Source organism: Aquitalea sp. FJL05 (genome assembly GCF_003852595.1).
In the GTDB taxonomy this organism is placed as follows: Bacteria; Pseudomonadota; Gammaproteobacteria; order Burkholderiales; family Chromobacteriaceae; genus Aquitalea; species Aquitalea aquatilis.
This window is the reverse complement of the sequence record NZ_QAJS01000007.1, coordinates 156,314-168,117: the sequence shown is the minus strand read 5'-3', so window position 1 is coordinate 168,117 and position 11,804 is coordinate 156,314. Positions and strand designations below refer to the sequence as shown.

Genomic DNA, 11,804 nt, shown 5'->3' with positions numbered 1-11,804 from the left:
AGCAGCCCCTTCCAGACCAACATCACCGCCCAGCGCCGTGGTATTCCGCTTACCCCGGCTTACGGCCACAGCGCCCAGGCCAAGCCCACCTCCAAAGGGGTGCAGACTGCCACCGTGGTCGGCCCCGCAGGCGAAGAAGTGCATACCGACGAACTGGGCCGCATCAAGGTGCAGTTCCACTGGCAGCGGCCGGACGAACACCCCAGCATCGGCGCCAAGCTCGACGACACCTCCTCCTGCTGGCTGCGTGTGGCCATGCCCAGCGCCGGCGCTGGCTGGGGTCACCAGTTCATCCCGCGCATCGGCCAGGAAGTGCTGGTCGACTTCATCGAAGGCGATATCGACCGCCCGGTGATTGTCGGCGTGCTGTACAACGGCAGCCACGCCACCCCGGCCTTCAGCGGCGCGGGAGCCTTGCCGGCCAACAAGACCCTGTCCGGCATCAAATCCAAGGAACACCAGGGCGGCCAGTACAACGAGCTGCTGTTCGACGACACCCCCGGCGAAGTACGGGCCAAGCTGTCCAGCGAACCCGGCAAGACCCAGCTCAACCAGGGCTACCTCACCCACCCACGCAGCAATGGCAAAGCCCAGCCGCGTGGCGACGGCTTCGAACTGCGCACCGACCAGCACGGTGCCATCCGCGCCGGGCACGGCCTGCTGCTCAGCACCGAAGCGCAAAACGGCGCTGCCGGCAAACAACTGGCGCGCGACCACGCGCAAAGCCAGCTCGACGCCGCGCTCAGCCTCAGCCAGAGCCTGGCGGAAGTGGCCACCGGCCAACTGGCCGACACCATGGAAACCGGGCCAGACGGCATCAAGCCGGACAACGGCAAAGATGGCAAGAAAGACAGCGGCCACCTGCAACACCACGCCGCCGCCCTCCACGCCTGGGAAGCCGGCAGCAACACCGACAAGGACGGCAAGACGGCCAAAGACCAGGCCGGCCAACAGCCCCTGCTCATCCTGTCCGGCCCGGCCGGCATTGCCAGTCTCACCGAACAAAGCCAGACAATTTCTGCCGGCAGCAACCTCAACCTCATCGCCCAGCGCGACAGCAACGAAACCACCGGCCGCCGCTGGCTGCATAACGTCGGCCAGCACATCAGCCTGTTCGTGGCGGGAGTAAAAGACCAGATCGCGCTGAAGCTGATTGCCGCGAAGGGCAAGGTGCAGGTGCAAGCGCAGAGTGATGCGATGGAGATTACCGCGGACAAGGACCTGACCATTACCTCGGCCAAGGGCAAGCAGCAATTCAATGGCAAGAAGGAAATCCTGCTGACCAGCGGCGGTGCTTATGTGCGGATCAAGGATGGCAAGATCGAGCTGCACGCACCCGGCACCGTCAGCTTCAAGGGTGGCAGCCATGACTGGAGCGGGCCGGACAGCATGAATATTCCGATGCCGATTTTCCCCAAGGAAGTCTGCATCCCCTGCCTGCTGCGCAGCGCCAAAGCAGGCTCGGCCTTTAGCCAGGTGCAGTGATGAAACTGATTCATTCTTTTGATCTGGCCACACTGCAGCAACTATTGCAGCAGCCTGACAACAGCGGCGGGAATGACTACTTGCTGCTGGATGGCGCACTCAATCCGGCCATTCTGCGCCGCGTACGCCGTAGCGGCCTGCCCTGGCTCAGCATTTTCACCCAGAGCAGTGACGGTAGCGGCGACCTGATGGCAGCCTCGCCCCTGCTGGTGCAATTCGATGCCTTGGCATTCGAACCGGTCAGCAAGCTGCTGAGCCACTGCGATGGCATGCCGATGGCAAGCCTGTGGCACAGCCCGGAGAGCCTGCAGGCACTGGCGCAGCGCCTCTACCCCTGGTGCGTGGTCAAGGCCGATGACATGTACTTCAATCTGCGCTATCCGGACACACGCCGGCTAAAAGATATCGTGGCCGTTCTCAACGACACCCAGCACCAACAGCTGTTTGGCCCGGCCACGCGCTGCCTGCTGCCACTGCGTAGCGGCGGATGGGAATGCTTGCCCGTAAGCAGCAGCGACATGGCTGCAGCGGAAAAAGTCGAATTGGATCAGTCACAAACGCTGGCACTGATCCGGGCAGGCGAAACCGACGAAACCCTATACCAGCTGCAGTACCACAGCCATATCAGCCCTGCCGTGCTGGCCGATCATTACCCGTCTGTGGAAAGCGCCTTGCAGCAAGCCGACCGTGCCGGCCTGCACGCACCTGATAGCCGATTCACCCACTGCCTGGCGGCCTTGCAGCCCGGCACATGATGCAACAAGGAGAAGGCAATGACGAATAAATGGTTCCGTTCTTGTGCGCTGTTACTGGCCCTGCTGCTGTCCCCACTGGCCAAGGCCGATGACTGGCTGGGAGAGTATGTCATGGTGCCGAATGAACGCATGCCGCAGCTTTACGACGCCAATGGCCAGGCGCAAACCCTGCTCACCATTGTGAAGCGGGGGGAAGAGTACGGACTGGTTTCCAAGCAGTTTGGCTGGGAAGAGCCCGTCCCCACCAAACTGGAAACCACCGGCCAGGCACTGCGTGACTGGCTGATGAATGATGCCAGCACGGTGAAGTCGCAAGCACTGGTGGGGGACAAGATTGCCCTGATCAAGCTTGCCAAAGGCAGCGTCCTGAACGCCGCCAACGGACGTAGCCATGAGATGCACAGCGATTACCTGCTGATCATCAGCATGATGGGCATGGATGTCGAGCTGGAAAAGAAACCCGCCACACCATGAATTACCAGCTGTACCGCAATATGCTGGCACGCCTCTGCAGCGCACTACTGGCTGGGGGGCTGCTCAGCAGCTGCGTGAGTCTCGGCCCTGGCGACATGGGCGTTGCGCTCACCGCCATCAACTACACCGAGGACGACTACGATGCAGTCGGCATTGCCATGCCGGATGACATCAAGACATTCGAGGCGATGGACAGGGTATCCGCCTATGGCGGCAGCGGCACCATGTGCTGTGTTGCCCTGCCGGAAAAATGGCAACCTGGCATGAAGATAGTGGTACTGACCCAGGCTGGCACCAAGGCAAAAACACTGGAAGAGTGGGATAAAGAAAAAATTCCGGTGATTCCCCATCAGGTGGACGTACCACGCTATACGATGCCAGCCCGGGTATGGATACAGATCATGTCGCCGGACAAGGTGCTGGTTACGGTGAGCAATTATTCACCGGAAAACCCCAACTGGCCGGGAGAGATCAAAGGTGGCCCTATCCCATCGGTGGAGTATCGCAGGAAAATTTGGCTTCGCGATTACAAAATCATGACTAATGACTTACGGGTGCTCGAACAGGGCGTAAAAGAAAACCCAGAGAAAGAAAAATTATATAGCCGCAATATTGAATACCTGAAAGGAAAAATAAAATTAATGGAATTAAAAAAGCCATGACAACACAAGATATAAGAACCACCCCCAAAGCCCATATAGTCACAACAAACCTCACACAATGAGTAGCAAATTAACCATCCAAAAATACAGATTTTTTAAGACGAAAAATTAAAATAACAATATTTATTAATTTAGCAAAAATATCGCCAATTAATTTAAAGGCTTGCCATGTCGCCATCACGAATTCTACTGCTGATCTCGAGCGCACTCTTGCTCAGCGCCTGCTCCGCCTTGGGTCAGCAGAAAATGGGGGTTGCGCTCACCGCCATCAACTACACCGAGGACGACTACGATGCAGTCGGCATTGCCATGCCGGATGACATCAAGACATTCGAGGCGATGGACAGGGTATCCGCCTATGGCGGCAGCGGCACCATGTGCTGTGTTGCCCTTCCGGAAAAATGGCAACCGGGCATGAAGTTGGTGGTACTGACCCAGGCTGGCACCAAGGCAAAAACCTACAAGGAATGGGCATACGAGAAGATTCCCGTCATTCCCCATCAGGTGGACGTACCCCGCTATACGACGCCAGCCCGGGTATGGATACAGATCATGTCGCCGGACAAGGTGCTGGTGACGGTAAGCAATTATTCACCGGAAAACCCCAACTGGCCGGGAGAGATCAAAGGTGGTCCCAAGCCATCGTTGGAATACCGCAGGAAAAAATGGCAAAGGGACTTTGAAATACTCCAAGGAATACTAACAAAGCTCGAAAAAGCTGTAAAAAACAATCCAACAGAAGCAAAAAAATACCAAGCAACAATTGACGGAGTAAAAGCAGAAATATCAAGCATGGAAGCGAAAAAACCATGACATTAATTTGCAAAGATATTAATCAAAATTATTCAAACCCATGCAGTAGAAATGTATTTTTCAGTGCTGACGATGAAATAAAATTAAGAGGTTGGGAGGCAAGAGAACTCCCCCCCATCTGCACCCCCACTGCCAGCTGTGATGCCAATCTGTTTTTCGGATTTTTCTTTGATGGCACGCGTAACAACTACAATCTGTGCCAGAGCAATGACGGCTTTTCCAATGTAGCGCGCCTGTACGACTGCTACCCGGGGCGGTCGGTACCCGGCGTCATTACCAGTGAAACGAAATGGGAGAATGTGGAAACCGACTATCCCCATTTCTTCAAGGTATACATACCAGGGGTGGGTACCCCCTTCCCACAGGTGAAGGACAGCGGCCAAGGACGCGATGCGGCCATGGGTGCGGCCATGGCCTTGTATGGACATGAGCGTATCGTGTGGGGCCTGATGCAGGCGATCAATAATGTCCATTTCTATTTTCTCGGCAGCGCCCTGCTGCAAGATGCCGAGATACTCAGCCTGAGCCGTGGCATGGTGATTACCGGCTGGAGCCTGAAAGATGGTAACTGGATCACTGCGCGCCAAATGGAAAATGCCCAGCAGAACACCTTTGACAAACTGCGTGGCGTACTGAAAAAACTGCATGCAGCCATTGCCCCCTTCATGCATGCCCCCGGGGAAAAACCGGCCAATATGAGCAAAGGCAAGGTGGGCAGCATTCATCTGTCGGTGTTCGGTTTCTCGCGCGGGGCCACCAAGGCACGCTCCTTCAGTAACTGGATGCAAAGAATGTGCACGCTGGACGCCGAGCTGACCAATCAGAGCGGCATGACGCTGGGTGGCTTCCCGGTAACCTTTGACTTTCTTGGCATATTCGACACGGTAGCCTCGGTGGGGCTGGCGGCCTCCACCCTGCTGTTTGATGGCCATGCGGAATGGGCGGATGCCGAACAATCGCTGCGCGTGCCGCCAGGCATGCCCTGCGTGCACCTGGTATCGGCACATGAAATCCGCCGTAGCTTCCCGCTGGATTCCATCGAAACCGAGGCCGGGCTGCCTGCCGGTTGCGAGGAAATCATGTTCCCTGGCGTGCACTCCGATATTGGTGGTGGCTACCTGCCCAAGGAACAGGGACGAGGAACCGACCCCAAGGGATCGGAAAAACTGTCCCGCATTACTCTGGCGGTGATGTACCGCAAGGCAAGGCTGGCCGGCGTGCCGCTCAAGGCGGAAAAGATGCCCGCAGCAGTGCAGTACCGCATGCAGGTGGATGCCAAGCTGATCGAAGACTTCAATGCCTTCCTGGAAGCCTTGCCACGCAAAAACCCCGCGGACAAGGACAAGCCGGTCAAATACAAGGACCTGCTACGCGATATGTACTGGCCTTATGTCGCCTGGCGGCTGAGCTGGGCCGGCATCCAGGACCGCGCGGCCCTGCTGGAGCGCTTTCCCAATCTACAGGCAGCTAACAACGGCGATGTCAACGACCTGCTGGGCGGCAACAAGAAGATGGCCGAGCATCTGGGCTATTTCCGCAGCTGGATGAACAAGGATCAAGTCAGCATCGGCCGTACCACACGCAACTACTACCCCCCGACCTGGGACCCGAAAGTGGTCAAGGACTGGGCCGAGCTGGTGGAAATCTGGCCAGAGTTGTCCAAAGGCACGGACAGCAAATTCCTGCCGCCAGCAGTCAATCGCCTGTTTACCGACTATGTGCATGACTCCTATGCCTGGTTCCGGATTACCGGTAAGGAAAGCCCGGAGATTCTGGCGGGCTTGAAAGAGCTGAGCGAAAAGAAAAAAGCCAACGGCAGACTGACCGAGGAAGAAGAAGGCTGGGTGAAATTGTACGAGGACTCCCAAGGCACCCAGGTTCCGCAGACAGTCACCGAGGGGCAGGAACCATTCCTGATTGGCGCCGGCTACCTGCGCTACCGCAAAGTGTATGCCGGGGCCGACTCCGTGCTGCTGACGCGCCTGAACCAGCGCAACTCACCATCAACCGAAACCGCGGTGGCCTGAGTGATCCACGCAGCTTTCATGGAAACCGAGTGTAATTGAATGCTTGAATCCCTCCTCCCCTACTACGAACGCGAGCTGGGCCAGCTGCGCGAGCTATCCGGTGAGTTTGCCCGGCGCTACCCGAAGATTGCCGGTCGCCTGCACATGGAAGGCGACCAGTGCGAGGACCCGCATACCGAGCGGCTGATCGAGTCGTTTGCGCTGCTGGCCGCCCGTATCCACAAAAAGCTGGATGATGACTATCCGGAAGTGGCCGGCAGTTTCCTGGACGTGCTCTACCCACACTACCTGCAGCCCGTGCCATCGGCCAGCATCGTGCAGTTTGAGTGCGACCCCCTGCGGCCGGAAATTGCCAAGCGCTACCGGGTGGAGCGTGGCCAGCCGGTGCATGCCCCGGCCATGCAGGGCGTGGTGTGCAAATTCCGCAGTGCCTATCCGGTGGACCTGTATCCGCTGACGCTGGACAAGGCCCGGCTGGAACTGACCAGTGCCTCGCCCTATCTGCGCCAACTGGCACCGGACGCCGCCGCCATCCTCACTCTCGAACTGCAAAGCCAGGGCGGCTTGCCGCTATGCGATATCGGCCTGCAATCGCTACGCTTCTTCCTAGACGGTGAGCCGGCGCTGATGCATCTGCTGTATGAAATGCTGCTGTCCAATGCGCTGGGCGTACGGGTGGGCGATGGCAGCGAGGACCCGGCACGCACGCGGGTGCTGCCCGCCTCCTGCCTGCAGCCGGTGGGCTTTGGCAAAGACGAAGGCATGCTGGAGTATGACGAGCGCTCATTCATGGGCTATCGCCTGCTGACCGAATACTTCTGCTACCCGGACAAATTCCTGTTTGTCGACCTGCTGCAACTGGAGAAACCGGCCAGCCGGCTGCCTGGCGACAAGCTGGTCGTGCAGATCATGCTGAAACGCTACCCGGACAGCGAACGCCACCACCGGCTGTTGGCGCAGTTGCAGGCGCAGCACCTCAAGCTGGGCTGCACACCCATCGTCAATCTGTTCCAGCAGCCGGGCGAACCCATCCGGGTGACCCATCAGAAAGCCAGCTATCCGGTAGTGGTGGATGCGCGCAAGCCGCTGGCCTACGAAGTGGTACAGCTGCAGCGGGTCGTCCGCGTAGAGAAATCTGCCGAAGGCGAACGCAGCGAAGAAGTCGCCCCCTTCTACGCCACCCGCCATGGCAGCCATCTCAAGGCACCACGCTTTTACTGGCACGCCAGCCGTGAAAACTCGCGCCGCCAGAGCGACAAGGGCAGTGAAATGGAACTGCATCTGGTGGATTTGCAGTTCAATGCGGTGCGGCCAGCCAGTGAGGTATTGAGCCTGAGCCTGCTGTGCAGCAACCGCGACCTGCCGGAGCAGATTCCCTTTGGTGGCAGCCAGGCCACCCAGCGCACGGACTTTTCCCTGCCCGGCCATTCGGTAGTGAAACGAGTGCGGCTATTGCGCAAGCCCAGCGCCAGCCAGCGCAGCCCGCTGGGACGGGCGGTACAGTGGCGGCTTATTTCGCATTTGTCGCTGAATTACCTGTCCATCGTCGATTCCGGCTGTCAGGCGATTCAGGAAATGCTGACCCTGTACAACCTGGGGGACTCAGCAGTGAACACCCGGCAGATCCAGGGCATTGTCGGCATCCGCAGCCAGGCAGCAGTCAGCCGGGTCAGTGGCCGGGACTTCTCCGGCTTTGTGCGTGGCAGTGAAATCCAGTTGACGCTGGATGCCGATTATTACGTGGGCGGCAGCGTTTACCTGTTTGCCTCGGTACTGGAGCGCTTCTTTGCGCTTTATTGCAGTCCCAACAGTTTCAGCCGTCTGCGCGTGCATACGGTGCAACAAGACGAGGAGGTAGCGACATGGCCAGCCCGCGCCGGCGAAGCCCTCGTGATCTGAGCGCAGAGCTGGCGCAAGACGCCAGCCAGTTCAGCTTTTTCCAGGCGGTGCGGCTGCTGGGGCTCAGTGCGCGCAAGCGCGATGGCCGCCGCGCCGCGCTGCCGCCGCGTTTGCGTTTCCGCACCCTGGCCTCGCTCAGTTTTCCGCCCAGCGAACTGCAGTCTTACCGGCCACCGGCCACGGCTGAGGAGAGTGACACCCTGGCCGAGATGACGCAGAGCTTCATCGGCCTCACCGGTCCCAGCGGTGTACTGCCCACCTCCTACACCGAGCTGTTGCTGGAGCGTCGCCAGCAATACAAGGACGACTCGCTGCACGCCTTTCTCGACCTGTTCAGCCACCGCTCCGCCGCGCTGTTTTTTGCGGCCTGGCAAAAATACCGTTACTGGATTCGCGTGGAGGCCGGCGAAGAAGACGACTTCAGCCGGAATCTGCTGGATTTGAGCGGCTTGGGTCTGCAATCCTTGCGCCAGCAATTGCAAGGTGACAATGGCATGGACGAAAATCTGTTCGTCTACTTTGCCGGCCTGCTCAGCCAGAAGCCCTTGTCGGGACAGGCACTGGTGGCACTGGTGGAAGGCTTCTTCGGCGTATCGGCCAGCCTGCAGCAGTTTGTCGGGCAATGGATGAATATTCCGCTGGACGAACAAAGCCGCCTGGGCGGCCATGCCTGCGAGCTGGGGGTTTCGGTGCTGGCCGGCGCACGGGTATGGGACCGGCAAACCAGGCTGCAGCTGCGCCTGGGCAGCATGGACCGCCAGCGTTACGACGCCCTGCAACCGGGAGGCCAGGCGGCACAGGCCTTGCAGGCGCTGCTGAAGTTTGCCGTTGGCCACAATCTGGCGGTGGATGTCTGCCTGGTATTACAGAAACAGGCCGTACCACCGGCACGGCTGGCTGCAGACAATGCCCTGCGGCTGGGCGGCAGTTGCTGGCTGGGCGCACAACAGCGCGACCCGGATGATATGCGTTACGCCCTGCTGCAATGATTGCGGCAGGCTTGTTGATTTGAATTGTGCTTATTGGAAAACCTATGTCGGTATCTTTGAAATCCCTTATCGAACGACTCACACCCACCGCACGCCAGGCAGTAGAGCAAGCCGCCAGCCGCGCGCTGGCGCGCACTCATTTTGAAGTGGAAATCGAACACGTCCTGCTGGCCATGCTGGACCAGGCTGACAATGCCGCGCTGTCTGCGCTGCAGGCACTGGGCCTGCCGGTGGCACAGGTCAACCGCGAGCTGGATAGTGCACTGGATGCCTTCCGCAGCGGCAATACCCGCAACCCGGTGCTGTCCGCCTGGTTGCCGCAATGGCTGGAAAAGGCCTGGTTGCTGGCCAGCATGGAATATGGCCAGGACAGTATCTCCACCCTGGACCTGCTCCTGGTGCTGTGGCGTGATGACGCCCTGCGCAATGCGCTGCAATCCGGCTCGCGCAGCCTGGCCCGACAGGATGCCAGCCAGTTGCAAGGGGCTTACCGCCAATTGCGCCAGCACGGCGGCGAAGCGGCCAACGGCATCAGCGACGACGAGGAAGCCGACGACGACAGCAGCGAGCAGCCCGACAACGCCGCAGCGCGCCCCGCAGGCCGTGGCAGCCCGGCACTCGACAAATACACAATAGACCTCACCGCCCAGGCCCGCGCCGGCAAGATCGACCCCATCCTGGGGCGCGATGGTGAAATCCGCCAGATGATCGACATCCTGATGCGTCGCCGTCAGAACAACCCCATCCTGACCGGCGAACCGGGCGTGGGCAAAACCGCCGTGGTCGAAGGGCTGGCACGCAAGATCGTGCTACAGGAAGTACCGGATGTGTTGCTGGGCGTGGCTCTGCGCACGCTGGACCTGGGGCTGCTGCAAGCCGGCGCCAGCGTCAAGGGCGAGTTTGAAAACCGGCTGCGTCAGGTCATCGACGAGGTCAAGGCCAGCCCGCAGCCCATCATTCTGTTTATCGACGAAGCCCACACCATGATTGGCGCGGGTGGTGCCGCCGGCCAGAACGACGCGGCCAATCTGCTGAAACCGGCGCTGGCACGTGGCGAATTGCGCACCATTGCTGCCACCACCTGGGCCGAGTACAAGAAATACTTCGAAAAAGATGCTGCCCTGGCACGCCGCTTCCAGGTGGTGAAAGTGGAAGAACCCGCGCCCGACATCGCCGTGCAGATGGTGCGCGGGCTCACCCAGGCCATGCAGGATCACCATCAGGTGGACATCCTCAACGAAGCCATTACCGCTGCCGTGCACCTGTCCAGCCGCTACATCACCGGCCGGCAGCTGCCGGACAAGGCCATCAGCGTACTGGATACCGCTTGTGCCCGCGTCGCGCTGTCCCGCGCCGGCAAGCCAGGCCCGGTGGAAGATGTCAGCGTATTGCTGGCTAATATCGAGCGTGAAATTGCCGCCTTGCGGCGCGAAGAAGGCCATGCCGAACGGATTGCCGAGCTGCAGACCCGTCACGCCCTGCTGCAGCAGGACTTGCAGCAGCTACACGCCGCCTGGGAAGAGCAGCAACAGCTGGTCAGCGAAATCGAAGCGCTGAAACAGCAGACCGACACCAGTAAGCCCAGCAGCAAAAAGCCCAGCCCGCTGCTGCTCAAGCGCAAGGCTTTGCGCGCCCTGCAACAACAACAGCCACTGGCCTTCGAATGCGTGGACGAAAGCGTCATCGCCGACGTGATCTCCGGCTGGACCGGCATTCCGCTGGGCCGCATGGTCAGCAATGAGCTGGAACAGGTGCAGCGGCTGGCCAGCCTGCTGGGCGAGCGGGTGATCGGCCAGCAACATGCGCTGGCGCAGATTGCCGAACGGGTGCAGATCGCCAAGGCCAATCTGGAAGACCCCGGCAAGCCCAAGGGGGTGTTCATGCTGGTTGGCCCATCCGGCGTGGGCAAGACCGAAACCGCGCTGGCGCTGGCCGAGGCCCTGTATGGCGGCGAGCGCAATCTGATCACCATCAATATGTCGGAATACCAGGAAGCGCACAGCGTATCCGGGCTGAAAGGCTCGCCTCCGGGCTATGTGGGTTACGGCGAAGGTGGCGTACTGACCGAAGCCGTACGCCGCAAGCCTTACTCCGTGGTGCTGCTGGACGAAGTGGAAAAAGCCCACCCCGACGTCATGGAGCTGTTCTTCCAGGTCTTTGACAAAGGCCAGCTGGAAGACAGCGAAGGCCGCGAGGTGGACTTCAAGAACACCATCATCCTGCTGACCTCAAATACCGGCACCGACTTGGTGATGCGCGCCTGCGAACACGGCGTCACGGTCGAAGGCGAGAACCGCGAGCCGACCGCCGCCGACCTGGTGGAAATCCTGCGGCCCACCTTGCAGCAGGTATTCAAACCCGCCCTGCTGGGCCGGCTGGATATCGTCCCCTATTTCCCCATCAGCGACGAAGTCCTGCAGGCCATTGTTGCCCTGAAGCTGGAGAAGATTCGCCAGCGCATCGCCAACAATCACGGTGCCAAGGTGGAATTCCCGCAGGAGCTGGCCGAGCAAATCGCCGCCCGCTGCATGGATGTGGACAGTGGCGCGCGCAATGCCGATGCCATCCTTACCCGCACCCTGCTGGCGCAGATCTCCAGTGACCTGCTGGGCCGCATGGCCAGCGGCAAGCCAGTGAAGAAAATCGCCGTCTCGCTCAAGGGTGAGCAGATCAAAGTGCGTCTGAGCTAAGGACCCGGCA

General features: G+C 59.9%; 9 protein-coding genes. All 9 read left to right on the top strand.

The features are described 5' to 3' along the window. Positions 1-1,485 (top strand): type VI secretion system Vgr family protein (locus DBR44_RS07690; protein WP_148090018.1); only part of this gene is annotated, 1,485 nt, incomplete at its 5' end. Then, a complete protein-coding gene (locus DBR44_RS07685; protein ID WP_233578419.1) occupies positions 1,485-2,240 on the top strand; it encodes a DUF4123 domain-containing protein in 756 nt (251 codons plus the stop codon). The genes DBR44_RS07690 and DBR44_RS07685, both read left to right, overlap by 1 nt. 18 nt (positions 2,241-2,258) lie before the next feature. Further along, positions 2,259-2,714 carry a hypothetical protein gene (locus tag DBR44_RS07680; protein ID WP_124643497.1) on the top strand — a complete coding sequence of 152 codons (456 nt, stop codon included), beginning with the start codon at positions 2,259-2,261 and terminating at the stop codon, positions 2,712-2,714. Continuing rightward, a complete protein-coding gene (locus DBR44_RS07675) occupies positions 2,711-3,376 on the top strand; it encodes a DUF3304 domain-containing protein (protein WP_124643496.1) in 666 nt (221 codons plus the stop codon). Before DBR44_RS07680 ends, DBR44_RS07675 begins: the two co-directional genes overlap by 4 nt. A gap of 168 nt (positions 3,377-3,544) precedes the next feature. After that, positions 3,545-4,189 (top strand): DUF3304 domain-containing protein, encoded by a 645-nt coding sequence (locus DBR44_RS07670; protein ID WP_124643495.1) that lies wholly within the window; start codon positions 3,545-3,547, stop codon positions 4,187-4,189. 299 nt (positions 4,190-4,488) lie between these two features. Continuing rightward, positions 4,489-6,216: a DUF2235 domain-containing protein gene (locus DBR44_RS07665; protein ID WP_370449629.1), complete on the top strand. Its 1,728-nt coding sequence runs from the start codon at positions 4,489-4,491 to the stop codon at positions 6,214-6,216. Positions 6,217-6,255: 39 nt separating this feature from the next. After that, complete coding sequence (tssF, locus tag DBR44_RS07660) at positions 6,256-8,115, top strand: type VI secretion system baseplate subunit TssF (protein ID WP_124643493.1); 1,860 nt, start codon at positions 6,256-6,258, stop codon at positions 8,113-8,115. Then, positions 8,079-9,104: a type VI secretion system baseplate subunit TssG gene (tssG, locus tag DBR44_RS07655; protein WP_124643492.1), complete on the top strand. Its 1,026-nt coding sequence runs from the start codon at positions 8,079-8,081 to the stop codon at positions 9,102-9,104. The genes tssF and tssG overlap by 37 nt, the downstream gene beginning before the upstream one ends. 44 nt (positions 9,105-9,148) lie before the next feature. Continuing rightward, positions 9,149-11,794 (top strand): type VI secretion system ATPase TssH, encoded by a 2,646-nt coding sequence (gene tssH, locus DBR44_RS07650; protein WP_124643491.1) that lies wholly within the window; start codon positions 9,149-9,151, stop codon positions 11,792-11,794. The last annotated feature ends 10 nt before the right edge of the window (positions 11,795-11,804 follow it).

Coding starts and splice junctions, on each gene's coding strand:
- DBR44_RS07685 (WP_233578419.1), top strand. CDS start 1,485: ATGAAACTGATTCATTCTTTTGATCTGGCCACACTGCAGCAACTATTG.
- DBR44_RS07680 (WP_124643497.1), top strand. CDS start 2,259: ATGACGAATAAATGGTTCCGTTCTTGTGCGCTGTTACTGGCCCTGCTG.
- DBR44_RS07675 (WP_124643496.1), top strand. CDS start 2,711: ATGAATTACCAGCTGTACCGCAATATGCTGGCACGCCTCTGCAGCGCA.
- DBR44_RS07670 (WP_124643495.1), top strand. CDS start 3,545: ATGTCGCCATCACGAATTCTACTGCTGATCTCGAGCGCACTCTTGCTC.
- tssF (WP_124643493.1), top strand. CDS start 6,256: ATGCTTGAATCCCTCCTCCCCTACTACGAACGCGAGCTGGGCCAGCTG.
- tssG (WP_124643492.1), top strand. CDS start 8,079: ATGGCCAGCCCGCGCCGGCGAAGCCCTCGTGATCTGAGCGCAGAGCTG.
- tssH (WP_124643491.1), top strand. CDS start 9,149: ATGTCGGTATCTTTGAAATCCCTTATCGAACGACTCACACCCACCGCA.